The sequence below is a fragment of the Propionigenium maris DSM 9537 genome, assembly GCF_027925155.1.
GTDB lineage: Bacteria > Fusobacteriota > Fusobacteriia > Fusobacteriales > Fusobacteriaceae > Propionigenium > Propionigenium maris.
In genome coordinates, this window is the sequence record NZ_BSDY01000004.1 from 1 (window position 1) to 24,894 (window position 24,894).

Consider the following 24,894-nt stretch of genomic DNA (forward strand, 5'->3'; position numbering starts at 1 on the left):
GGAAGACAAAGTTGTTTAAAACAAAGTCTACCTGGGCTGAACGTTTTTTCAAAGCCTTTGGGATTAATCCTTTAATTTGTCGTAAGTGCAGCTCTCACCTGCACTTACTTGAAATCTTTCATGTTAAGTATGGCATCATCCAATATAATGAATACTCTCCATGATAATATGCGCATAATAGCCTTACAAGCCGTATCCCTCAATACGGTATTTTGTAATGCTTAAATATATGCATCAGATCTATTTTATACTATATCTGAAGTTTTTTCCAATCCTAAGCCTAAAAAATCTAGGTTTTTAATTCTATACTTTCCTTAACAATAAAAAACACCAGAGGTTATCCTCTGGTGTTTTGTTTTATTTAGTCTCTTCTTCTCATCTGTGGGAATAAGATTACGTCTCTGATAGATGGTGATCCAGTAAGAAGCATGATTAGTCTGTCGATTCCGATTCCTAATCCTCCTGCTGGTGGCATACCATACTCAAGAGCCTCTACATAATCGTCATCGATTACTGCATTTGCTTCCTCGTTTCCAGCTAGAGCCTCCTCTACCTGTGCCTCAAATCTACCTCTCTGATCAGCTGGGTCATTCAGCTCAGAGAATGCATTTGCATACTCTCTTGCATCGATGAATAACTCAAATCTGTCTGTAAATCTTGGGTTCTCTGCATTTCTCTTAGCCAGTGGAGAGATCTCTACTGGATGCCCGTATACAAATGTAGGCTGAACTATTCTTTCCTCACACTTCTGCTCAAAGAACTCATTGATTATGTGTCCTACAGATTTCATGTGTGGAGCTATCTCTACATGGTGTTCCTTAGCAAGTGCCTTTGCTTCCTCTAGAGTTACATCCTGCCAGAAGTCCACTCCTGTAGCCTCCTTTACTGCATCTACCATGTGTACTCTTGCAAAGTTCTCTAGCTTCAGTTCCTTTCCATTATACTCTACAGTAGTTGTTCCAAGTACTTCCTTAGCTGAAGTAGTTATGATCTCCTCTGTAATATCCATCATGTCGTTGAAGTCAGCATAAGCCTGGTAAAGCTCCATCATAGTGAACTCAGGGTTGTGTCTAGTTGAGATTCCTTCATTTCTGAAGTTTCTGTTGATCTCATATACCTTGTCAAATCCACCTACTATAAGTCTCTTCAGGTAAAGCTCTGGAGCTATTCTCAGGTATAGTTCCATATCCAATGTGTTGTGGTGAGTAATGAATGGTCTTGCTGATGCTCCACCTACGATTGGGTGCATCATTGGAGTTTCAACCTCTAGGAATCCCTTGCTGTTAAGAAGGTTTCTGATTACGTTGATGATCTTAGTTCTCTTGATGAAAGTATCCTTTACCTCTCTGTTTACAACAAGGTCCAGGTATCTCTTTCTGTATCTGATCTCTACATCTGTAAGTCCCTTGTGCTTGTCCGGTAGAGGTCTGATGTTCTTAGATAGGAATGTGAACTTTGTTCCTCTAAGAGTAAACTCTCCCTTACCAGTTACAAATACTGTTCCCTCTATACCAACTATATCTCCGATACTTGTCTTCTTAAGAATCTCAAACGCCTCATCTCCGATGGCATCCTTTCTTACATATATCTGAACTGTTCCACTTTCATCCTCAAGGTTAGCAAAAACTGCCTTTCCTGCAGTTCTGTATGTCATGATTCTTCCAGCAGTTACAAAAGTTTCCTCTGTTAATGTTTCCTCTTCTGATTTAGGAGCGTGTTTTAAGATGTCTCCAACCATGTGCTTTTTGTCGAATTTTCCACCGAAAGGTGCTACTCCTGCTTCCTTCAGTTCATTTACCTTTTCCCACTTATCCATTATAATGTGGTCGTTTGCTACTCTGTCAAAGTACTTTTCCATTCCACTTCTCCTTTATCTATTCTTTTCTTAATCTTATTATATATATCATGGATTTTTTAGCCCAGCTCGTTTCCGGGTAATCTTCTACTATCTTTTGGAAGTATTTCAGGCTTTCCTCCCTATTCTCTCCCCTATAGTAACTCATTGCCACATAGTAGTCGGCTTCCAATCCCTTATATGAATCCTTAGTTGTTTCCTCTACCCTCAGAAGGTGCTCAACTGCCTTCTCATAATCGAAGAGGTTGTAGTAACTCATTCCAAGATCTAACTCCACTCCAAGTTTCTCAGAGATCTCAGGATTTCTCCTCTTGGCTCTGTCAAAGAAGAGAATTGCCTCCTGGTAGTTATTTGATTCAAATCTTATCCTTCCAAGCTCTAGCTCCCTCTCTACCTCTATGGTTTTAAGGATCTTCTTTTTTTCTGCAGTAAGGGCACCTTGTCTGCTCCTATCTACCTTGGAAAGAGTTTTATCAAAGAGTTCTATCTCCCTGCTTTTCAGATAGATCCTGCATATCTTCTCATAGTCCCCAGCATAGGCCAGATACCTCAGGGCTTCTCCCCTATCTCCTGCCTCTGCGTAGTAATCTCCTATGATCTGTGCTGTCTTCTTTGAGTGGGTCCTTCTATACTCACCCTTTAAGAGTTCTAAGTCTCTCTTCTCCAACTTTACACCTGTGTGCAGGTAGGTAAGGAGTTTCTTCTTCAGATCCCCTGTCTTCCTGTTTTTATAGAGATAGTTCTTCCATACCCTGCTTCCCTTTTCAAGGGTCTTCTCCTCTAAGAGGATGAGCTTTTCATCTTCAGCTGCTGTAAGCTTATACTCTCCCCTTATCCTGTGGATGCTTTCCCTGGCTTTCCCATACTTCTTAAGGGCTATATACAGCTCTGCCTCCATAAAATAAATATCCCTTATGGCAAAGGAATTTGGATAGGATAGTATAAATAATTCTTTCGCCGGTAAAAATACCTCTATATTCTTAGCACGGTAACTGTTCAATATTATATCATAGTTTTGTTTCTCAGTAAAATTATATTTATGTTTAACCCGTACCTCTACCACCCTCTTGTTTTCTGATTTATCCTCTACCTCTATGAGATAGTCTCCCTGGTAGTACGTTTCGAAAAACACCACGTTCTCCTTAATAAAAGTCTCATTCTCCGACATGTATGGATATTTAATAAGCCTTACCTTAGCGGGATTCATTGCATTTATCCCCAGTATCTCACCGGTATATGCCTCATAGTAGTCTCCAGTATAGCTTTCTGGATACCTCCTTACAAGAGCAGTGCCATCTCTGTCTGAAAGCTCCCTATATAGTCCCCCTATATTTTCTTCATTTACAATAATATCTGGCTGCTCCAGAGGTTTTACCACATACTCCTCTGCCTCTTTCTCTGCAGCCTCCTTCTCCCTCAGTCTGTCCAGGCCCTCGCTTGCCTCTTTAGGCCTCTCCTCCATCCTCTTTCCGCTCATGGAATAGGCCCTTTCCGGTGTGAGATTTATAAGTGAAGCATAGATCAGTCCAATTAAAAGTATAATTTTCTTCATTCAACCACCCTTACATAATAAAAATAGAGCAAGCTCCTTGCTCTATTATATCAGATTTTTATTCTTTTAAAGAAATTTAATTCCTATACTTCCCTTATAACAAGCTTTATCTCATTTATTTTTTCCTGCTCCTCGTAGATAGAGTAAAGAAGCTCTACTCCCTTCTCATCTCTCTTGAGGTAGTCGGTCTTCAGTATAAAGTTTTTTACAAGGTAAGGAGTCCTATAGATAAATCTCGTGTCCTCATCCACTCTGAAGATCTGGTTGCTGGTAATTGAACCCTTCCTCATCACCTGAACCCTGTCTTCCATAATAAATATCTTGGACTCCCCAAGTTCATTCTTGTAGGAATATTTAATTCCCTTTTCACTTACTTCCTTTGTGCACTGCACCCTTTCGCTGCTCTTTTCTCCATAGCTGTCTGCTGTCTCTACTACTAGCTCCATTCTTCCTCCTAGCTCTATTCTCCGCCTAATAGTCCGCTTATAAATGAATCTACATCCTCATCATATTCCTCTAAGCCGTCTACCTCAGCGTAAGACTCCTCTGCTGCTGCGCTGTCTTCTCTATCGTAATACTCGTCATCTTCCCAGTCACCTATATCGGTAGAAGCTGCTCCGTTATACTCCATCTCCCAACGTTCCATTACTTCCAGAGCCTCATCCTCATCCTCTATATGGGATAGCTCCTCTTCATTTTCATCGTAGATAAAGGCATGCTTCTCTCCGTCAAAGTCCTCTGCTATTATATATTCCTTTCCACCTGACATAAGATCTCCTATCACATGGAGTTCATATTCCTCTTCAAATATCTCATGATAAAACGTTTCACCTACTGCATACATATCAGACACCTCTTCCTTTTAATTACTTATGATATTTACTGTTCCCCAAAATACTAAACCACCTATAGACCTGTTCTAAAAGAATCAATCTCATCAGCTGGTGAGGGAAAGTCATGTCTGAAAAGCTTAATCTTAAGCCCGATATTCTTCTTACTTCATCAGAGACACCATAGGATCCGCCAATAATAAAGTTTATGGTACTCATTCCTCTTACAGTGATCTTCTCTATCTCCTTAGCCATCTCTTCAGAGGAAAGCTTCTTACCACCTATATCCAAAAGGACGTTAAATCCCTTGTGTTTCTCTGCCATTTTTATTATCTCAGATGACTCTCTTTCTATAGAACGCTCTCTGTCGCTGTCATTACCATCTTCTTTTAGTTCAACAATTTTCACCTTAGCGTAAAGATTCATTCTCTTCAAAAATTCTTCCATACCCATCTTGATGTACTTCTCTTTTATCTTCCCTACGCATATAATGTTAATATTTACCACTACTGCTCCTTTATCCACCTCTTTACACTCTCTTTACAAGGAGAGCCATGGATTTCCTATCTTCTTTTAAATTTTTTTTCCAGCTCCTCCAGGGGTAGCTTCACTATTATGGGTCTTCCGTGAGGGCAGGTATACTTCCCTATATTATGGAGCTTTTCTATGAGTATCTCCATCTCCCTGTGGTTCAATGGTTCCCCTGCTTTTATAGAGTTTCTACAAGACATGGATATGAGTATCTTCTCCCTGAAGTCCACTATACCAGTATCCTCTCTCAGCATCTCTATCATATACCTGAAGGTATTTTCTATGCTTGTTCTAAAGTCAAATACCGGAGCACTTCTGAGAAGTACTTCTCTATCCCCAAAATCCTCTACTTCAAAGCCGAACTCATCTAGCAGCTCTCTGTGCTCATCTACGATTCTTTTTTCCTCATAGTCAAGGCTAAATTTTAGAGGCACCAGCATGCTTTGCTTACCTATACTTTTGTTGTAGTGCTTTTCCTTTAATTCCTCGTAGAGGGTTCTCTCCTGGACTATATGCTGATCATATATCTCCAGAGTCCCGTCCCTCTCCACAAGGATATAGGAGTTATAAAACTGTCCTATAACCCTGAAATCCTTCTCCCTTTTCTTCACAGGTTTCTCTGTAGCCGAGACAGGTTTCTCCCTCTCTACACTCTGGGGCTCCTCAGGGACCTCATCCCTGTAGATCTCACGGCCTCCCTTGGGAAGCTCCTCCCTCTCTATAAGGGGGATCTCCTCGGTCTTTATAACCTCATCCTTAAAGGTTGGAGTATAGGTAAAGGGTTTCCTCTCCTCCATTACCTCAGAGGGACCTGGTTTTTCTGGAGTACTCTCTGCCTTTTCAGGCCTTTTCTCATAGCCCTCCTCGGGCTGAGATGCCTCCCATGAAGTCTCCTCTACTGTCTCCACCCCTTCTTCATCGGCCTCCTCTGAGGACGACTTTTCTCCCTCTCCCAGAAGATCGGCAAAATCTGAAAGGTCGATAGTGGTGGAGCTTTCCGTTGTGAGAACGGGGGATACTATCTCCTCATCCTCCTCCATTACCTCCTTGATCCTTTCAAGGACCTCTTCATAGATGGTATTTCCCTCTGAAAACTTTACCACCTTCTTGGAGGGGTGAACGTTTACATCTACCTCGTGGGGATCTATCTGAAGAAATATTATCACAAAGGGATAACGTCCCTTGGTGAGCTTGGTATAGTACCCGTCTATTACCGCTTTCTCCAGGAGGGCTGATTTTACATATCTTCCATTTACATAGGTATAGATATGATCCCTTGTAGCCCTTGTAAGTTCTAGGTTCCCAAGGTACCCCAGGGGAAATTCCACAAGATTTTTAAGGGTATTTTTATTAAAGAGTTCCAGGATAGTGTTCTGCATACCTCTTCCACTGGTCTTTATTACCTCTCTTCCGTCCAGGTAGAGGGTAAAGGCCACCTCTGGGCTCACAAGAGCTTCCTTTAACACTATCTCCTTAATCTTAGCATACTCTGTTCCCTTCTTTCGGAGAAACTTCAGTCTGGCTGGAGTATTGAAGAATAGCTCTCTTACCTCTATCTCCGTTCCCCTGTTCATGCTTCTCTCCTTGTGGCTGGTCACCTTACCTCCCAGGACTGTGATGGAGTTCCCACCCTCATCCTCCTCCCTCTTTGAGGAGAGCTTAACCTTTGAAACTGAAGCTATAGAAGCCAGTGCTTCTCCACGAAAACCATAGGTATGAAGATTAAAAATATCGTCCTTGGTGAAGATCTTACTGGTAGCATGCCTCTCTATTGAAAGAAAGAGATCATCCTGAGACATCCCCACACCGTTATCCGATATGGTTACATCCCTTCCGCTGTTCCTTACCTCTATCCTGATGGCACTACTTCCAGCATCCAGGGAGTTTTCCAAAAGCTCCTTTATCATACTGGCAGGATTTTCTACCACTTCTCCTGCTGCTATTATATTGGATACCGTTTCATCAAGTATCTTTATCCTTCCCATTATGGCCTCCCTAAGCTGCAGAGACATCCTAACTGATTTTAGATACTCTACCAACATAACTAATTTATTAAAAAACTATAAAAAGGCAACTGAAATTCGGTTGCCTGTCTAAAATCAGTCTTTATTTGCCAACTGATTATAGCAGATTTTTTTTCAATTTTCTACAGTATTTTTATAAAATACTTGAATAAGTCATCTTTATTTCATATGAATTTTCACCGTATGAAAACTTTCATTGGTCCAATTTTAACTATTATTATTCTTTTATACCATAATACTTTAAATTACAAACCTTAAATTTTATACAACTCTTACCTGTCCCTTAGTTCATTATTAGCATTACTCTATTGCTAGGTTGCTCTTTTATAGTTTTTTTGTAATAATAAAATGTGAATGAAAAAAATCAAGGGGTGAATAACTTGAAAAAAATACTACTTATTCTTCTTTTTTCCACTGTCCTTTCACTTACCTTTGCAGAAGATATAGAGGACTACAGATCCTTTGCAAGGGGAAGGGAACTCTTTACAGAGGGAAACTATGGAGAAGCAAAAATCGAATTTGAATTTTTACTTAGAAACTTCCCAAATTCTCTTTTATTCGTCAACAAGTATGCCAACTACTATATCGGTATGAACTACTATAAACTCAAGGATTACAATAAAGCCAGATACTACCTGGAGCAGGCTGTGTATGTACCTAAGGAGTTTAATGACAAAACCGGATACTTCAGAGTAAAGAGAAATCATTTTTTTGAATATGAGAGAAACTACCACCTCGCTCAGATCTACCTTAAGCAGGGAGAGGAGGAGGAGGGGCTTAAACACCTGAAGTTTCTTATAAAGGATTACTACAGCCACAACCTCTCAGACTTTGAGTCCAAAGCCCTGAAGCAGCTGGCCCTCTATGAGCCCTACTATGAAACCCTCTACAAGATAAAGTATGAAAACAATATAAGTCTCCTTCCCTCACTGAAGGAGGAGGACCTGAAGATGGTTGGAGACTTCTTTGTTTCCAAGGGACTCTTCGACAATGCTGTCAATGCCTACACCCTTCTGCTAAAGGATTCTGATTCCAAGGATATCCGTCTGAAGCTTCTGGAAGCCCTCACCAGGGGAAAGAGGTATGAGGATGCTATGAGGGTATCCACAGAGTATCTCAGAGAAGATACCGACAGCGCTTACTACTACTACAGGGGAAACGCCTACAGAAGGAAGGGCATGACGGACTACGCCCTCAACGACTTCAAGCGGGTTAAGGATGGTAGCTTCTTTAAGAGAGCAAGATACGATACTGCCAGACTTCACTACCTGAGAGAGGAGTATGGACAGGCAATAGAGATATTGAGGAGGTCCTCAGATGCAAGGTCCCACACCCTGCTCTTGAACTCCTACCTTGCCCTTGATATGACAGAGGAGTTTACCTCTTCAGCACTAAACTATATAAAAAACTACCCCTACACAGATGAGGCTGCCTACTACAGGTTCCTCCTCTATAGGAACAGTAAAAATGAAAACTACCTCAGATGGATTAAGAAGTACAATATGAATACCTACTACTATGAGGTGGCTCTCTCTATAAATAACACAGCTTATGAACTGAAGGAGTTCCCCTTAGAGGCAAAGCTAAAGAAGTATAAGGGTATCATCACAAAGCTGGAGAAACTATCCAGACTGGGAGACAGCGAACTGCTAAAGATGAACTTTGAGAATCTTAACCTTCCAGAGGATGACAAGGCCTTTGAGGGATACCTCATCTCCATGATCTACGAGGAGGGCTACTTCTATAACCAGGCTATGAAAAACTCCAGAAAATACAGCAGGCATATATCTCAGTACTCAAACCTTTTAGATATCCTCTATCCAAGATACTATAGTTCTCTGGTAGAGGAGGCTGCAAGAAGATATAATATAGACTCTGCCCTTATCTATGCAGTTATTATGAAGGAGAGCCTCTTCAGCGACGATATCATCTCCCGTTCAGGAGCTTACGGCCTTATGCAGATAATCCTTCCCACAGCTAAGGATATGAAGAGGGACGTCACTCCAGAGGAACTTATGGTTCCCAGTATCAACATCGATCTGGGAACGAGATACCTGAAGATCCTCCTAGACAAGTACAAGGGTGATGTAACTAAGACCATAGCTGCCTACAATGGAGGTATGGGAAATGTGGATCGTTGGAGTGGTGAGGGACAGCTGGATATAGAAGGTATCCCATTCCCTGAAACCAAGGAATATACCAAGGACGTTTTAAGTAACTACTATAAGTATAAAAGGCTATACGATTAACCTATAAAGAGGAGGTGCACCTGCACCTCCTCTTTACTTTAAAGTCTTCTCTATTATCCTTATTAGCTCTCCCAGAGACTCCTGATCACTTCCTACATTAATCTCCTCTGCATAACCTTCAAGAAGCAGCCTTCCAACACTGCTCAAGGCTGATTTTGCAGCACTTATCTGAATTAAGATACTGTAAAGCTCTGCCTCATTTAAGATGAGCTTCTTTATCCCCCTTACCTGCCCCTCTACCTTACTGAGCCTCACTATGGAGTCCTCCTGTTTCACTGCCATTCCCTGCCTCCTATTTAAATCTTCTCATAAAGTCCTCTAGCTTCCCCATATCCTTAAAGAGATAGTAGAATAAATTCATCACTCTAGCATATAACTCTTCTTTTTATATGAAGGTATGTTCATGTATGATTGTATGTGTGATTTGTGACAGCTATGTGGCATTATATTAAAAGTTTTTATAGATAATTCATGGGTTTAAAATTATAATTATATTAAGAAGGTACACAAGGAGGACCCTATGCCATATGATTTACAGGATAAATTAGTTATCGCCATCTCTTCCAGAGCCCTTTTTGATCTCGAGGATGAAAATCAGATCTTTGAGGAGAGGGGACTGGAGGAATATATAAAACATCAGCTGGAACACGAAGAAGATCCCATCCCCAAGGGAACAGGATACCCCCTCATCAAGGCTCTCCTTGATTTAAATAAAAAATTTGAAAACCCCATAGTGGAGGTGATCATCCTTTCCAGAAACTCTCCTGAAACGGGAATGAGAATCTTTAACTCAATAGATGCCCTGGGACTGGATATAATAAGGGGAGGATTTACAGGGGGAGAGGACACCTCAAAGTACCTTGAGGCCTTCGATGTGGACCTCTTTCTCTCTAAAAATGAGGAAAATGTCAAGAGAGCTTTAGACAGCGGAAGGGCTGCCGCCCTCATCTACGACCTCCCCCAGGACTATCAGCCTGCAAAGGACCAGATAAGAATCGCTTTTGATGCAGATGCTGTGGTTTTTTCCGATGAATCTGAAAAGATCTACCAACGAGAGGGACTGGAGGCATTCCTGGAACACGAGAGAATAAATGCTGAGAAGGTTCTCCCAGAGGGCCCCTTTGGAAAGCTATTGAAGCTCCTTTCCAAGATAAAGGAGAGGGACAACTCCCTTATAAAGATTGCCATTGTAACGGCAAGAAACAGCCCTGCTCATAAGAGGATCATCCTTACCCTCCGTGAATGGGGGGTAAAGGTAGATGAGATCTTCTTTTTAGGGGGAGTGGAGAAACGAGAGATACTGAAATCCTTCAATGCCCACATCTTCTTTGATGACCAGGATACCCATGTGAAGCCTGCAAGTGAGGTAATCCCATCTAGCAGGGTTCCAAACTCCATACACAAGAAATAAGAGTGACCCTGATAGTCTCTATTTAATTAAGAGTATCTTTTACACTCTTTCATAGAACCTTGTTTTGAAGGAAATAATTGGGAAGTGAGTATATCTAAGATATTGGGAGAGAATGGAGGAGAGTAAGATATGGAAATGACAAGAATCTTTGACTGTAATGCTGAAAACTGTGTTTATAATAAGGATAAGAAGTGCCACACACTTGCTATTAATATAGGAGATGATATTCCATGTTGTGATACATTTATGTCTGGATCTAATAAGGCTGGATTTAACGATGTCTCCGGCGGAGTGGGATCATGTAAGGTAGATTCATGTTCCTTCAATAGATCTCTTGAGTGTACTGCAAAGGGAATTCACATGTCTGTAGTTGGAAATCAGGTTGACTGTCAAACTTATCGTAAAAAATAATTATTCTCTCTCCCAGAGCTGCTTCTAAAGCAGCTTTTTTAATCCCTTAAATTAAAAAAGCCCGGCTGCTATGCAGCCGGGCTACTATCTACCACTGAGGGGTAAATGTAATCTGTTGAAGGTGAGGTATCGCAGTTTCCCTGCTGATTACCAGGGTGTTCACTCCACTGTTGAGAAGAGTGCTCCCCACCACAGAGGTCTCTATCCTTGTCCATCCATTGGTACTTTTTGCCAGAGCCCTATCTGTAATTAGGTTCCCATTGACATATACTGAAACTGGCCGGATCTCATCAGCTGCATAACAGATCTTCAGCTCATACTCCCCTGGATCTGCATAGAAGTGATAGACAAGCTTTTGCGGCAGCTGCTCATTATCTTTCTCACTGTTAGTCACCAGATCGTTAAAAGCGTGGTTAACAAAGATATTTACCGATTCTTCTCTGACAAAATCTGTCGCCGAAAATTGAACTAGAGCACTATGCATATAACTTCCTCCCTTTCTATTAATCTAAATTGACACCAAAAAATAGGCTTTTAATCTTCTTTGCGTGTAAAGGTCTTCTATAATGCATATACTGGAAAAAATCAACATCCCCTGTAAATTAATGGTGGTACTCTGGGAGTTCTCCTCCAAAAATTGATTTCCACATAGGGGAAGGTTATAATTAAATAAACAATGTAAGGGGAGTGATAGTATGAAGGAAAAGCTTATCTCTAACCTTAGAGATGAATTTAACTCCAAGGGCTTTAAATTGATTGAAGAGGATGGTTCCTTTAAAGCAAGTGAAATTAGGTATGAGTTTAGCGACGATAACAAGCTTCGCCTTAAGTATCGGGAGTCCGACCACAATAAGATCATGGAACTTCTTACCTTCTTTGTGCTCTTTTACCCAAAACCAAAACTTGATATTGTAGAGGTTACAAGCAACTCTACTGGTTATTATATGTGGTTAAAGTTTTAATCTGTGCCCCTCTCATTCCCAGAAGGTAGAGGGGCACTTTTAGTAAAATATACTGAATCCTATAATACCCTAAACCTCTATCCACCTTACCTCTCTTCCCAGAGACTCTATATACCTCATAAACCCCTCCATCTCTAAGGTCATAGTTACAGTATTTGTATTTGGGTGAATGCAGATCCTGTGACTTCCCATAAAACTCCTGTCCATGCAGAACTCCACTGTTCCGGCTAAATCATTGATTAGCCCCATGGGAGATACTGCTCCCCTTGTAAGCCCAAGACATTCCTCCAGCTCCGCTTCACTTCCAAAGGTAATCCTCTTTACTCCAAGCTGCTCACCGATACTTTTTAGGTCAGCCTTCTTGTGAGCCACAAGGGATACAAGAAAATACCTCCTGCCCTTCTTGGACTTCAAAAATAAGGTTTTACAGTCGCTTCCGTCAAGGTCAATATCCAGTTCATTAGCTTCCTCCATGGTATATACCGCCCTATGCTCATACCTTGAGTATATCTCCACTCCTGCTTTCTTCAGATAATCATATACCTTTTTTTCCTTCATTGTTCCCCCCTATCTTCCAAAGCTATCTATTTTTTTAAATAAGTATACCTCCTACTACCTTAAAGAACAATCCCCCACTTATTTTTAAGCTCTGACAATCCCCCTATACAATATGCTGTTTTGCCATTGAGCAATTTTTATGGCAGACTTAAATATCTTTATTACAGGGAGTGATAGTATGAATGAAAAGATTATAGTCGACCTTAAAAAGCTATTGGCATGCAAGGAACTGAGACTGATTGATGGAGATAGAACCCCTGATACAAATGAGGTTAAATATGATTTTACAGATGAACACAGCCTTCAGCTAAAGGTTCAAAAGGATTCCTTTAATATCGTCCATAGCCTTCTGTCCCAAAGGGAGTATAAGATTACCGGCAGTGCTACCTACCCATCTGGCCACTATATCTGGCTGGACTTTGATACTCCTTCCATCCCTTAATAAACTATTTAAAAAGGAGGCTTATAGCCTCCTTTAAGCATCTACAGCTATGAGGGATACATAGTCAACTACCTGATCCTCATTGTTTATCTCTCCAGAGTCCCCCCTGGCCACTACTCTCATCCTTGGATTTTTTGCAGCAAGCTTCAGATACTCCATAAGGACCATTATAGGCCCAAAACCACAGATAGATATATCCCTCTCCCTTACCCTCTTGGAAAACTCCTCTGAATCCAGATCTTCTATAGCTTCAAGGGCATAGTTATCCAGCTCCCTTCCAACCTCTCTGGTTTTAAAGTGGGTAAAGTCCGAGGAGGCTATTACAAGTATTCTTTTTCCACTCTCTGCCCCTGCCTCATAGAGCTTCTTAGCAAGAGCCCTTGCTGTGCTATACCTGTGATCCATTATACAGATGGGAAGAAGCTTAAACTCAGACTTTATAAAATATTTTAGATATGGAAGGATTACCTCTGCTGAATGCTCAAACTTCTGTGAAAGCTCCCCCACCTCTATACTCATCTCATCTCTCAGCTGGGCATCTATCTCCACCTCTCCAAAGGGGGTCTTCCAGAATTCATTTTTGTCTATCTCCACCCCGTGACCATACCCTGTATGGTTGGGATTCAATAGAACCACTGTATCATAACCTTCCTCATTTCTCCCTATTATCTCAAAGAGGGGAACTCCTATCCTGGCACAGTAGATATACCCTGCATGGGGGGCTACTCCCCCTATGATTCTTCTCTCTCCCAGAGTGTAGTCTATCTCCCTGTCCTTAAGGCTCTCCTGGAATATCTCCTCTATCCTTCTTGCAGACTCTGGATAGAAGCTACCCTGGGCAAAATTTTTCCTTCTACTCATATCCCTCTCCCTCCAGCTCTCTTCCACATCGGTAACACCTTCCGCCAACAGCTCCACTATAGTTTATCTCATACCTTCTCTCTATTACCCTGCTTCCACAGCCTGGACATATGGTGTCCCGGCCAAGCTCCAGTCCTACATTTCCTATATATACATGGTTTACATACTCCCGTGCAATCTCAAAGAGTTTTACAAGGGTTTCCACTGGAGTGGGATCGATAGTCATCCTATACTGAGGGAAATACCTGTTTATATGGAGGGGAACTCCCTCCCCTACCCTATCTCTGTACCACTCCATGAGTTTTCTAAACTCCACCTCATCATCGTTGTGTCCAGGGATAACCAGATACTCCACCTCCAGGTGGCGGTTGCTCTTAGCTATGATCTCCAGGGTTTTCTTTACAGGAGCAAGGGTAGACCCTGTGATCTCCTTGTAGAACTCTTCACTGTATCCCTTGAGATCTATACTAAAAGCATCTATTACCTCCATGAGCTCCCTGAGGGGTCCTTCCTCTATATAGCCATTACTCACCATTACATTTTTGAGCCCTGCCTTCTTGGCTTCCACTGCTATATCCCGCATATACTCATACCAGATTATGGGCTCATTGTAGGTATAGGCTATCCCAATATTATCATCATCCATAAATCTCAGAGCCTGTTCCACCACAGTCTTAGGTGAGGTCTTTCCCGCTCTCTCAAAAACATGGGAAAAATCTCCCTGGGCTATAGTATGGTTTTGGCAGTACTTACACCTGAGGTTGCACCCTACACTTCCAATGGAGAAGATAGTTCTTCCAGGGTAGAAGTGGTAGAGGGGCTTCTTCTCTATCCTATCCAGATTTCTCGCTGATAGAATTCCGTAGTTCATACTTATAAGCTCACCATCTATATTTTTTCTCACATGGCATATACCATAGTTTCCATTATTTATAAGGCAGTTATGGGGACATAGTTTACACCTCACTCCCCCGCCTTCCCTTTCATAGTAATCAGCTCTATACATAACTTCCTCCTAGTGGTACCTCTTAACCTTAAACCTATATAACTCAACTTCCTCCTGAGCTCCTATTCCAGCCTTACTCATGGCTATCTGAATCTGCTCATCTATATCTGTCACCCCTGGAAGGTCTGGGAGAAGTACTCCCCGCCTTACTCCCTTCTTTACTATTACCCCGTATACCTTGGGATCCAGCTGGCTCCTCTTCTCTATTCTTTCAGGTTTATCAAGTATATCCACAGATACCTCTATCTCCTCTACCTCCTCCCTGGTCAGAGGGGGAAATCTTGGATCTCCAAAGGCAGCTGATTTGGCGTTTCCTATAATCTCCTCCATGAGGTTCTCCCTATAAGGCTCCAGGGTTCCTATACACCCCCTGAGATCGCCATTTTTCATATGAAGGCTCACAAAGCAGGCTTTCTGTGCCATGAGCTTCTCCTCGGAATTGAACTCCTCCCTGTACTCCCCTTTTCCTCCTAGATTTTCCAGGATACTCTTCATAGCCAGCGATGTGTAGATACTCTTTCCTCTATACATTGTTCCTACCTCCCATGACTTCCTCTCCTCTATTTATTCTGTCCACTTCCACATCTTCCTTTCCATAAAAGTAATTCTTCCAGTTGAGTTATCCTATCTTATGGTATAAGATAGTTATAGAATTACATGAGAACAAAGTTTAAGAGCAGATATAAAGGACGGTGACCTATGAATAATACTAAATGGATATATAGAAGTGACTATATACCTCAAGAGACCTCCCTTCCCTTAGATAAGGATATCTTGAATATCCTCTACAACAGAGGGATTACAGAGGATGAGGAGATAGAGGAGTTTCTCCACTGCTCCCTTGAGGATATTGCAGACCCCTTTGAGATAGCAGATGTAAGAAGAGGTGTAGATAGAATAATAGAAGCAAAAGAGAAGGGAGAGACCATATGGATCTACGGGGACTATGATGTAGACGGTATTACATCCACATCCCTTTGCTACCTGGCCCTTCGTGAGATAGGAGTAGAGGTAAGGTACTACATCCCCCTGAGAGATGAGGGATATGGTCTGAATAAGGAAGCCCTTACGTATATAAAGGAGCAGGGAGGAAGCCTGGTGATCACCGTTGACTGCGGTATCTCCTCTGTGGAGGAGATCGATCACGCCAATGAGATAGGTCTTGATGTAATCATCACTGACCACCACGAGATCAACAACAACCTTCCTGCTGCCTATGCAGTTATAAACCCCAAGAGGGAGGACAACACCTATAACTTCCCATACTTTGCAGGAGTGGGAACAGCTTTCATGCTCCTTATGGGTCTCTATACTACCCTGGAAAGGAAGGAGGAGATCTTTAAGTACCTGGATATAGTGGCCATTGGTACAGTGGCGGACATCGTTCCCCTCACAAAAGAAAACCGTATCTTTACCAAGTATGGTCTGAGGCTCCTTGAGAAAACCCAGCATGAGGGACTCAGAACCCTCCTAAAGGCCCTCTACCCAGATACTCCTGAGAAGATCTACAACACCTATGATGTAGGCTTTATCATCGCCCCTGTATTCAATGCAGCTGGTCGTCTCGAGGATGCCAAGAAGGGGGTTGAGCTTATGACCACAGATTCCCACAAGGAAGCTATGGAGGCATCTGCAAAGCTAATTGGTCAGAACAATGAGAGGAAGGAGATCCAGCAGAGTATCCTGGAGAAGGTAGAGGATACCATAGAAAAAAATGACCTGGCATCTAAGAATGTAATAGTTGTAGCTGGTGAGGACTTCCACCATGGGGTTATTGGTATTGTGGCTTCCAAGATTGTAGACAAGTACTATAAGCCAACCATTGTAATGGAGATAAAGAGGGAGGAGGGTATTGCTGTAGCTTCCTGCAGAAGTATCGAAAACTACAACCTTATAGAGGGATTAAATACCATGTCCGAGATCTTCACTAAGTATGGAGGACATGCAGGGGCTGCAGGTTTTTCCATCCCCATAGAGAATATCTCCACCTTTGCAGAGAGGATAAATGCCCATGCTGGGATGTACCTGGATGAGGGGGATTTTCAGAAACCTGTTAAGATAGATAAGGAGATCTCCCTCCACAAGGTAAGCTATGAGTTCCTTGAAAAGTTGAGCCTTCTAGAGCCCTTTGGATTTGGTAATCCTACACCACTATTTTCCATGAAAAACTGCCTCTTTAAGGATCTGAGACTTATCGGTAAGGATAAGAACCACATGATGCTTACTGTGGTAAAGGATGGAAATGAGGTAAGAAACTGTGTGTGGTTTGGAAGCGGACACAACTTCGAGGAGCTGGTAAACCTCAGGGAGATAGATATCGCCTTTAAGCTTAAGAGGGAAACCTACAGGGATAAGTATATGAATAAGATCTATATAGAGGATGTGGCTCCATGTGGCAGCGAGAGAAACTACCTCAAGGAGAATATAGATCTCTACGATACACACTTTCCCATGGAAGCTGTTATCTACAGCAGAAGGCACCCTTCAGACTCCCCTATCTACCTAAACTATGCTGATGGAGTCGATATCCTTCAGGACAGAAGGGTTCTGGGATACTTAGATCCTGCAACAGCTTCCCTCATAAAGAAGCTGAACTACACCTTTAAGTTTAACTTCAGGGTTGAGATCGAAAGGGTGGTGGAGAAGAGTGAAAACTTCAATATCCATATTAAGATCCACAGAAACAACACCTTTGAAACCCTTGCCTTTAAGAAGGGAGAGGTCTTTAAGGAGATAAAGAACTTCCTCATAGGGGACCTCCCATACAACAATATGCAGAAGAGGGTTCTCTCCTCTATATATAAGGAGGAAAGAAACACCCTTCTGGTAACAGACCCAGGAAGGGGAAGTGGAACAATAATAAAAAATATCTCCCTCTTCAACACCTTTATGGATAGGAAGACCCTTATTGTAACCAAGGAGAAGCTTCCAGCTGTATACAGGGAGTTTGCAGATATCGCACCGGAGTATATAGAGGGCTACCACAGTTATATCTTTATCAACTTCATACCAGAGGTAGAGGTGCCTCAGGGAAGGGCTCTTGTCATCTCCAGGGAGGAGCTGGACCTTAAAGATTACAACAAGGTGGTAGACCACTTCCTTGTTCCAGATAATATTCACATCTATACCGAGGAGGAGCTCCTGAAGATATGGGATTCCCACCTCACCTTCTATACCAAGAAACTTCCACCAGAGGAGAAGCTGGAGATCTTCAAAAATATAGATAAGTACCACAAGATACTCTCCACAAGGGATATAGCGGTATTTTTATAGACAACAAAAGGGACGGATCTACATCCGTCCCTTTACCTTTACTCTATACTATTTCCGCTGTCTGAGTCTTTATATCATCCAGTCTTCTATAGATAATATTAGCCGCTCCAAGCATAAGTCTTTCCCTTATAAACTCATCGCTTCCCTCAAAGTATCCTGTACAAACAAGGGTTCCCAGTCCGTGAGCATAGGTCCAGCAGTCTATAAAGAGTGCTTCCTTTATCTCATCTGGAAGATCATCAAATCTTTCATCTGCAGCGATCTCCTCTTGAATTATCTCCTTAAACTCCTGGATAAGTCCTGCATAGGAATTTTCCCTCAAAAAGATAGATCTGAATAGCTGCTTTTCCTCTCTGGCAAAGGTAACTATACCTACCCCGATATTTAAAAACGGAAGTTCCGTCTTTTCCCTCTTAACATAATCTAAGAAAAGATCCTTTGCTCTATCGATAAGCTCCTTCTTTAATTCATCCATGGAGCTGAAGAAACCATATATAGGTGCTGGTGAAGACTTTAAAGCCTTAGCCAGATTTCTCGCTGTGATATCCTCTAATCCCTTCTTTTCAAGCATTTCAAATGCTTTATTTATAATTTGTTCCCTTGTGAAGATGGCTTTTTTAGGCATCTCGACCTCCTAACCCTTTAATAAAATTACACCTATAATATAACATCCTTTTATTTTTTTTTCAAGGGGGAAACCCTTAATTTTATGTTCAACTGACATTAAATACACCTGTTTTTATAACAAAAGGGAGGCTATAGCCTCCCTTAAATTTAAAATTTCTTTGTCAGTGAAATTCCACCTGTTATGTAGTCCTTCTTATAAGTTACATTTTCATATGCAGCTGATCCCTCACCCTTAGCTGAGTCGTACCAGTAATTAGCTATCGATACCGTCCACATAGTTGTAGGATTTTGCATATACTTGAATCCTGTTCCCAGCATAAATGAATTCAATGCAAACTCAGAATCATTGTAGGAATCTCTGTTAGCGCCAGTATCTGCATAGTTAGCTCCCACTAGCCAAGCCCACTTGTTGTTCAGCCAGTATTCAGACCCCACAGCTACCTCCCATCCATTGTCATAGGTTCTGTTCCCCTTATACTCCCTGTCCATATCGGCGTCTTTATTAAAGTAGTAGTTTGCTGAAGTATACACAGCCCACATGTCGGTTACCCTATACTGGGTTCCCACAGCTAGGATAGCTGGTAGATCTCTTCTAGATTTATTAAAATACTCTGGATACAGATTCTCTAGGATTCCACCATTGATTCCTCCAGCTCCCCAATCTTTATCCATGGACTTACTGTCTGTTCTAAAGTCCATCTTCACCCTTGTATCATACCTCATTCCAATATTCAACTTCTCTGTGGCAGCATAGTTTAGACCAAACTGACCACCATATCCCCAGGCATGTCTCTCCCCCTCCATCCAATCGGATATTGGTACATTTACTTGAATATCATCCCTTCCAGGAATTGGGTTTGGAATTCTTCCATCAATAGTTCCTTCTGCTCTTACATCTAAGTTTCTCTGACCGTGGATTACTCTACCAGCTGCTGATAGAGATAGTTTTTCTGTTACAAACCAGGCTCTTCCTAGAGTAGCCTGGATATAGGTGTTCGATCCCTCTGCCCAGTTTTCCCTTACTTCCGAGTCTGGACCTACAGTTATTCCTGCACCTGGAATACCTGCTCCTTCTATAAGACCAGGTATCTGACCGATCGTAGGTACCCCGTTCTTATACTCCATCTCAGCTCCGCCAGCTAGCCCTCCAAAGGTGAAGTACCATGCTCTTTCATCGGTTTTATCCACAAACATTATATTTGGAATTACATCAAAGGAATCAGCCTCATAGGTCTTCCCATCATTTTTCTGTTTCTGTTTCCCGTAAGCTCCCTGTGCCCCTACCTGGAAATATCTTCCATTTTCCAGTTGCATAAGCCCTGCTGGGTTGTAGTATGCCGATGTCCCCGGATTAATTGCTCCATTTTGTGCAGGATTTGCTGTGTACTCTGGCGTGTAGTGTTGGATATGATCTACAGATGCTCCATATCCTACATTTCCCAGTGCCAATATAAGAGCTCCAATCCCTAATCTCTTTAACTTCATCTTTCTCATTTTCTCCCTTAATACCTAAAATAAATTACATATGTTACAATACCGATGTAACTTATCACTTTTTTGTAATTTTATCAATATATATTTAGGGTTTTAAGTAAACATTAAGGTGAGTGTTTTCAATTATATTTACTGAGAATACCTTAAATAATTCAGGCTATTTGGTCCTTTGCTGTGTATTTCTATCACAATAAAAAAGGAAGGCTTTCGCCCTCCTAGTTAAATCTCTTTGTTAAAGATACTCCAACAGCTGTTATCTGCTTATCATATCTTGCATTGTCCATTCCGTATTCCTTGCTATAGTGAGTTCCGTCTGCTGAATCATACCAGTAGTGACTTACTGCTACTACCCACTCAGTATTCTCATCCTGTCTGTACTTTATACCTGTTCCCAGCATAAATGAATCCAGTGCATACTCGATATCTGAATATGTTTCTTCATCTGCTCCAGTTACAGCATAGTTAGCTCCTAGCATCCAAGCTATCTTTGAGCTTACCCAGTACTCCGATCCAAGGGATACCTCCCAACCATTGTCGTACTCTCCGTGAGTATAATCATCGTCCATCTTAGCATCCTTGTTGAAGTAGTAGTTACCTCCTGCAAATGTTGTCCACCTGTCTGTAACTTTATATGAAGCTCCCAGCGCTAGGATAGCTGGAAGATCTCTTCTGCTCTTTACACCATCTGCATACTGACCATAGATACTAGAGAAACCTATCTTCATAGGATCCTGTCCAGGTACTGGTATCTCTACCTGCTTCTCACTTGCATCTGCTTCAAAGTTCATATTTATTTTAGTGTCATATCTCATTCCCAGGTTTAGTCTCTCTGTGGCTCTGTAGTTCAGACCAAATACTCCACCATATCCCCAGGCTGTTCTCTCTGAGTCTATATTTGCTTCAAGCGGAGATCCTGCTAGCTCTCCCTTGATGTCACCCTTCAGTTCTCTAGATCCGTACACCACTCTACCTGCTGCTGACATAGATAGCTTTTCCGTCAGGAACCATGCTCTTCCCAGTGTAGACTGAATATACTTATTGGATCCCTCTGCATATTGATCCGTTACATTTGTATTATCAGATGCATTTTTTCCAATTGCATCAATTGTTGCTTTATTGTCACTAACAGCCTTAAGCCCTGCTAAATTAGCTTGAGCATCTGTAGCTCCCTGATCCTTAGCTGCATTAAATCCACCTTGATAGAATTTTGCTGTTGCTGCTGCTGAAGCTGCTGCCCCTACTCCAGGCTTTAATTGATCCTCTATTAATGCTACTCCTGCTACTCCATCCTTATACTCTAGCTCTCCACCACCAGCTAGCCCTCCAAAGGTCCAGTACCAGGCTCTGTTATCATTCTTGTGAACGACTGAAATATTTGGAATTACATCCATCAGATCTGAATCGTATGTCTCCCCGTCATACTTCATCTCTTCCTTACCCATAGCTGCCTGAGCTCCTACCTGGAAGTAAGTTCCATTTTCTATATGCATCAGACCTGCTGGGTTATAGTAAGCTGATGTACCGGCATTTATCGCCCCTTGCTGTGCCGGGTTTGCATTATACTCTGGGGTATAGTTCTGTATATGATCTATCGATGCTCCATATGCTGCTCCACCAAGCACAAGCATCAGTGCCCCTAAACTAATCTTTTTCAAACTCATCTCTCTCAGTTATCTCCTTATTGTACAAAAAATAAAATTACACTTATAATATCACCCGTGTAATATAACAATTGTTTTTTAAAATTAAATTAAAAAAAAATTAAAAACTTTTAATAATTTAAGGTTGGAGAACCCTTGTTTTCGATCCCATCTAATCTATACCAATGGTATTAGATACTAGAGCTCCTCTGTCCAATCTGCCTTCTATTTAAGATTTTCTTAAAATAAAGTTAAATAGTGTAGCATAAACTATAGTTTTAAACATCTTTTGAACAAGGGTTTATTAATAACCATAAAATAACACCCTTCAAAAAGACAAAAAAAGGGATGTTTGATAACATCCCTCCTTCCTTGTGAGAAAATTCTGTAATTTTATTTTTCTTATTCAAGACACTAGGCCCTTACATACTTAACAAAGTCAAAGTTTTCATAGCTTTCAGTGACCTCAGTCCTCCACTTATTCAGGTCCACTTCTGGAAAATAGGTATCTCCCTCATAGCTTCCCTTAATATGTGAGATATACATGGTATCCACAAGGGATAGCACCTCATTGTAGATAGCTCCTCCCCCTATAAAGAAGATCTCCTTGTGAAATACGCTGGCCTTTCTTAGAGCATCCTCTATACTGTTAAATATAAAGACTCCCTCTGCATTATAACTCTTATTTCTAGTCACCACCATATTTATCCTGTTGGGCAGGGGCTTTCCTATACTCTCATAGGTTTTTCTTCCCATTATTACAATGTTTCCACTTGTAAGCTCCTTAAACTTTTTCAGATCCTCGGGAATCCTCCAGGGAAGATCTCCCCCATTACCTATAAGTCTGTTGTCGTCGTAGGCTACAATTAAATTAATAATATAGATCCCTCCCTCCAGATCTAATCTTATCCAGCTTCTCTCTAAGGGTAGATTTTACATTTTCCGTAAGGTCACTTGACTCTACCTCTCTGAGGATGAGACCATATCCTACTTCCTTGGTTTCCTCGCTTGCATAGTCCTCCAGGTACTCAGCCAGGGTAAGTACAGCATTTGGAGTACAGTAGTGGTGGATAAATCCAGGCTTACTGAATTCCATAAAGTGCTCTCCAGTACGCCCTAGTCTGTAACAGGCTGTACAGAAGGAAGGGGTAAAGCCGTTGGCCATTAGCTCCCTCATTACCTCATCTAGGGATCTGCTGTCCCCTATCTTAAACTGCTCCTTCTCAAGCTCCTGCTTCTCCTCCTTGGCCTTCTTACTGTATGCCTGAAGTTCGATCTGAGTTCCTGCATCTATCTGAGATACACCCAGCTCCATACACTCCCTACGAAGCTCTGGATTTTCTCTTGCAGTTAGAATTAGCCCTGTGTATGGTACAGCCAGACGAAGGATAGCTATAATTCTCTTTAGCTCCATATCTCCTACCAGGTATTCAGGATCTCTCACTGCTCCTGTAGCTTCATTCAGTCTAGGGAAGGAGATCGTATGAGGCCCCACTCCAAACTCGGTCTCTAAGTGCTTTACATGCTGCATAAGCCCCATTACCTCAAACTTCCACTTATATAGACCAAAGAGGGCACCTATTCCCACATCATCAAGTCCCGCTCTCATAGCCCTTGTAAGACCAAAGAGCCTCCACTTAAAGTTGGATTTCTCTCCCCTTGGATGAACCCTTTTATAGGTTTCCTCGTGGTATGTCTCCTGGAAGATCTGATAGGTTCCTATCTCAGCTTCCTTTACAATTCTGTACTCCTCCTCAGCAAGGGGGGAGGCATTTATATTCACCCTTCTTATCTCTCCATTCCCCTTCTTTATGGAGTAAGCCTTTTTCACTGTATCTCTTATATACTCTGGAGTATAGTCTGGGTGAGTTCCATATACCATTATAAGTCTCTTGTGTCCCTCATCTACAAGAGCCTCTACTTCACAGCTAAGCTCCTCCATATTCAGAGTCTTTCTTCCTATCTGGTTATCCACCTTAAATCCACAGTAGGTACATGAGTTTGTACACTTATTTCCAAGGTATAGAGGTGCAAATAGTACCACCCTGTTACCGTAGACCCTCTTCTTTATAGAGCTAGCCAGATTAAATATCTCCTCTACCCTTTCCTGCTCCTCGGAATTTAGCAGTATAGCCACATCCTCCAGGGAAAGCTCCTTCTGCTCTGCAGCCTTGGCCATAACCTTGTCAAACTCATCCCTGCTGGGATTCTTCGTTGCTTCCAGGACCTTTTCAGTCATCTCCCCATCTATAAAACTTTTTTCCTCTACCTCATCCTTCCAAGTTAACATCGCCTCTACCCCCTACTTTAATATATAGCTATAAATTTTAATAAAAAAATCTCCCTGACGGGAGATTTTAAATAGTTATCCCTTTAATTTTAGGTACTCTAAAATAGGGGTAGCTGCTATTTAAATCTCCCTTCCGCTCAGGTTCCCCCTTACAGTCAGGTATCTATTTTTTCATTGCTGTCTTTACCGATATTCCCTTTAGGTTACCAATCTTACCTGAAAGAGCTCCTATCTTGTCGGTATCACCATCCAAGATCAGAACTATAACCGATAAGCCCCGCTCCCTATAAGGAATTCCCATCCTTGAAACTATTATATCTGAATACTCCATGAGTATTTCATTTGCCTTTATTATACTCTCCCTCTCATCTATAAAGATGGACATGGTAGCTACTCTGCTCATAGATTACTCACCCTCTGCAAAGGGAAAGTCATTCTGCCTCATAGCCTCATATAATATTATTGCCGCCGAGTTAGAAAGGTTTAACGATCTTCCCATCTTTATCATTGGAATAGTTATACAGTTCTCCTTATTGGCCTCCAGCATCTCCTCTGGGATCCCTCTGGATTCAGGTCCAAACATGATGAAGTCATTCTTTCCATACTCCACATCTGTATATCTCTGCTTTGTTTTTGTAGTGGCCATAAAGAACTTTGATTCTGGATAAGCTGCCACAAGCTCCTCAAAACTCTCCCAGATATGAACCTCTACCTTATCCCAGTAGTCCAGTCCCGCTCTCTTTATCTGTTTCTCATCCAGGGAAAACCCCAGTGGTTTTACAAGGTGAAGGGGCGTATTTGTAAGAACACAGCTTCTCCCTATATTTCCCGTATTATATGGTATCTCAGGATTAAATAATACTATATTCATCCTCTTC

At 41.7% G+C, this 24,894-nt stretch carries 25 protein-coding genes; 6 read left to right on the top strand and 19 right to left on the bottom strand.

Annotated elements, in window-relative coordinates; genetic code table 11:
• Positions 1 to 361 precede the first annotated feature (361 nt).
• From lysS to mutL, 6 genes are all read right to left on the bottom strand, one after another.
• A complete protein-coding gene (lysS, locus tag QMG11_RS04705) occupies positions 362 to 1,858 on the bottom strand; it encodes a lysine--tRNA ligase (RefSeq protein WP_281833878.1) in 1,497 nt (498 codons plus the stop codon).
• A gap of 16 nt (positions 1,859 to 1,874) precedes the next feature.
• On the bottom strand, positions 1,875 to 3,407 hold the full coding sequence (locus QMG11_RS04710) for a tetratricopeptide repeat protein (RefSeq protein ID WP_281833880.1): 1,533 nt from the start codon (positions 3,405 to 3,407) through the stop codon (positions 1,875 to 1,877).
• 83 nt (positions 3,408 to 3,490) lie between these two features.
• A complete protein-coding gene (locus QMG11_RS04715; RefSeq protein WP_281833882.1) occupies positions 3,491 to 3,853 on the bottom strand; it encodes a DUF1934 family protein in 363 nt (120 codons plus the stop codon).
• A 14-nt stretch (positions 3,854 to 3,867) separates the two neighbouring features.
• Complete coding sequence (locus QMG11_RS04720) at positions 3,868 to 4,251, bottom strand: hypothetical protein (RefSeq protein ID WP_281833884.1); 384 nt, start codon at positions 4,249 to 4,251, stop codon at positions 3,868 to 3,870.
• Between the two features lie 22 nt (positions 4,252 to 4,273).
• A complete protein-coding gene (locus QMG11_RS04725) occupies positions 4,274 to 4,762 on the bottom strand; it encodes a 23S rRNA (pseudouridine(1915)-N(3))-methyltransferase RlmH (RefSeq protein ID WP_373877213.1) in 489 nt (162 codons plus the stop codon).
• 38 nt (positions 4,763 to 4,800) lie between these two features.
• Positions 4,801 to 6,753: a DNA mismatch repair endonuclease MutL gene (mutL, locus tag QMG11_RS04730; RefSeq protein WP_281833886.1), complete on the bottom strand. Its 1,953-nt coding sequence runs from the start codon at positions 6,751 to 6,753 to the stop codon at positions 4,801 to 4,803.
• Between the two features lie 419 nt (positions 6,754 to 7,172).
• Here mutL and QMG11_RS04735 point away from each other — a divergent pair, with 419 nt between their 5' ends.
• Positions 7,173 to 9,041 carry a transglycosylase SLT domain-containing protein gene (locus QMG11_RS04735; protein ID WP_281833888.1) on the top strand — a complete coding sequence of 623 codons (1,869 nt, stop codon included), beginning with the start codon at positions 7,173 to 7,175 and terminating at the stop codon, positions 9,039 to 9,041.
• Positions 9,042 to 9,074: 33 nt separating this feature from the next.
• Here QMG11_RS04735 and QMG11_RS04740 read toward each other — a convergent pair whose 3' ends face one another.
• Positions 9,075 to 9,323, bottom strand: a complete 249-nt coding sequence (locus QMG11_RS04740) for a metal-sensitive transcriptional regulator (RefSeq protein ID WP_281833891.1) — start codon at positions 9,321 to 9,323, stop codon at positions 9,075 to 9,077.
• A gap of 238 nt (positions 9,324 to 9,561) precedes the next feature.
• On the opposite strand from QMG11_RS04740, the gene QMG11_RS04745 reads away from it, so the two are divergent.
• Positions 9,562 to 10,452 (top strand): 5'-nucleotidase, encoded by an 891-nt coding sequence (locus QMG11_RS04745; RefSeq protein ID WP_281833894.1) that lies wholly within the window; start codon positions 9,562 to 9,564, stop codon positions 10,450 to 10,452.
• A 129-nt stretch (positions 10,453 to 10,581) separates the two neighbouring features.
• Entirely contained in the window at positions 10,582 to 10,863 is a 282-nt protein-coding gene (locus tag QMG11_RS04750; protein ID WP_281833896.1) for a DUF1540 domain-containing protein, read from the top strand.
• Between the two features lie 88 nt (positions 10,864 to 10,951).
• On the opposite strand, the gene QMG11_RS04755 is transcribed toward QMG11_RS04750, so the two are convergent.
• Complete coding sequence (locus QMG11_RS04755; RefSeq protein ID WP_281833898.1) at positions 10,952 to 11,347, bottom strand: carbohydrate-binding protein; 396 nt, start codon at positions 11,345 to 11,347, stop codon at positions 10,952 to 10,954.
• A gap of 211 nt (positions 11,348 to 11,558) precedes the next feature.
• Between QMG11_RS04755 and QMG11_RS04760 the strand changes: the two genes are divergently transcribed.
• Positions 11,559 to 11,825, top strand: coding sequence for a hypothetical protein (locus QMG11_RS04760; RefSeq protein ID WP_281833900.1), 267 nt, complete (start codon positions 11,559 to 11,561; stop codon positions 11,823 to 11,825).
• 69 nt (positions 11,826 to 11,894) lie between these two features.
• Here the strand turns inward: QMG11_RS04760 and QMG11_RS04765 are convergent, their stop codons facing one another.
• Positions 11,895 to 12,383 carry a prolyl-tRNA synthetase associated domain-containing protein gene (locus tag QMG11_RS04765; protein WP_281833902.1) on the bottom strand — a complete coding sequence of 163 codons (489 nt, stop codon included), beginning with the start codon at positions 12,381 to 12,383 and terminating at the stop codon, positions 11,895 to 11,897.
• A gap of 178 nt (positions 12,384 to 12,561) precedes the next feature.
• On the opposite strand from QMG11_RS04765, the gene QMG11_RS04770 reads away from it, so the two are divergent.
• Complete coding sequence (locus QMG11_RS04770; protein WP_281833904.1) at positions 12,562 to 12,825, top strand: hypothetical protein; 264 nt, start codon at positions 12,562 to 12,564, stop codon at positions 12,823 to 12,825.
• A 33-nt stretch (positions 12,826 to 12,858) separates the two neighbouring features.
• Here the strand turns inward: QMG11_RS04770 and amrB are convergent, their stop codons facing one another.
• From amrB to amrA, 3 genes are read right to left on the bottom strand one after another with little or no spacing between them, the layout of a single operon-like run.
• Positions 12,859 to 13,686, bottom strand: a complete 828-nt coding sequence (amrB, locus tag QMG11_RS04775; protein WP_281833906.1) for an AmmeMemoRadiSam system protein B — start codon at positions 13,684 to 13,686, stop codon at positions 12,859 to 12,861.
• Positions 13,679 to 14,692: an AmmeMemoRadiSam system radical SAM enzyme gene (amrS, locus tag QMG11_RS04780; protein WP_281833909.1), complete on the bottom strand. Its 1,014-nt coding sequence runs from the start codon at positions 14,690 to 14,692 to the stop codon at positions 13,679 to 13,681. Before amrS ends, amrB begins: the two co-directional genes overlap by 8 nt.
• A 9-nt stretch (positions 14,693 to 14,701) precedes the next feature.
• A complete protein-coding gene (amrA, locus tag QMG11_RS04785) occupies positions 14,702 to 15,223 on the bottom strand; it encodes an AmmeMemoRadiSam system protein A (protein WP_281833911.1) in 522 nt (173 codons plus the stop codon).
• A gap of 168 nt (positions 15,224 to 15,391) precedes the next feature.
• Here amrA and recJ point away from each other — a divergent pair, with 168 nt between their 5' ends.
• A complete protein-coding gene (gene recJ, locus QMG11_RS04790) occupies positions 15,392 to 17,965 on the top strand; it encodes a single-stranded-DNA-specific exonuclease RecJ (protein WP_281833913.1) in 2,574 nt (857 codons plus the stop codon).
• Positions 17,966 to 18,008: 43 nt separating this feature from the next.
• On the opposite strand, the gene QMG11_RS04795 is transcribed toward recJ, so the two are convergent.
• From QMG11_RS04795 to trmL, 7 genes are all read right to left on the bottom strand, one after another.
• Positions 18,009 to 18,590: a TetR/AcrR family transcriptional regulator gene (locus tag QMG11_RS04795; RefSeq protein ID WP_281833915.1), complete on the bottom strand. Its 582-nt coding sequence runs from the start codon at positions 18,588 to 18,590 to the stop codon at positions 18,009 to 18,011.
• Positions 18,591 to 18,739: 149 nt separating this feature from the next.
• On the bottom strand, positions 18,740 to 20,077 hold the full coding sequence (locus tag QMG11_RS04800) for an OmpP1/FadL family transporter (RefSeq protein ID WP_281833917.1): 1,338 nt from the start codon (positions 20,075 to 20,077) through the stop codon (positions 18,740 to 18,742).
• A 224-nt stretch (positions 20,078 to 20,301) separates the two neighbouring features.
• Positions 20,302 to 21,741, bottom strand: coding sequence for an OmpP1/FadL family transporter (locus tag QMG11_RS04805; RefSeq protein ID WP_281833919.1), 1,440 nt, complete (start codon positions 21,739 to 21,741; stop codon positions 20,302 to 20,304).
• A 399-nt stretch (positions 21,742 to 22,140) separates the two neighbouring features.
• Positions 22,141 to 22,635, bottom strand: a complete 495-nt coding sequence (locus QMG11_RS04810; protein ID WP_309302084.1) for a dihydrofolate reductase — start codon at positions 22,633 to 22,635, stop codon at positions 22,141 to 22,143.
• On the bottom strand, positions 22,598 to 24,016 hold the full coding sequence (gene hydG / locus QMG11_RS04815) for a [FeFe] hydrogenase H-cluster radical SAM maturase HydG (protein WP_281833921.1): 1,419 nt from the start codon (positions 24,014 to 24,016) through the stop codon (positions 22,598 to 22,600). The genes QMG11_RS04810 and hydG overlap by 38 nt, the downstream gene beginning before the upstream one ends.
• 163 nt (positions 24,017 to 24,179) lie before the next feature.
• Entirely contained in the window at positions 24,180 to 24,419 is a 240-nt protein-coding gene (locus tag QMG11_RS04820; RefSeq protein WP_281833923.1) for a TM1266 family iron-only hydrogenase system putative regulator, read from the bottom strand.
• A gap of 3 nt (positions 24,420 to 24,422) precedes the next feature.
• Complete coding sequence (trmL, locus tag QMG11_RS04825; RefSeq protein WP_281833925.1) at positions 24,423 to 24,887, bottom strand: tRNA (uridine(34)/cytosine(34)/5-carboxymethylaminomethyluridine(34)-2'-O)-methyltransferase TrmL; 465 nt, start codon at positions 24,885 to 24,887, stop codon at positions 24,423 to 24,425.
• Positions 24,888 to 24,894: the final 7 nt, after the last annotated feature.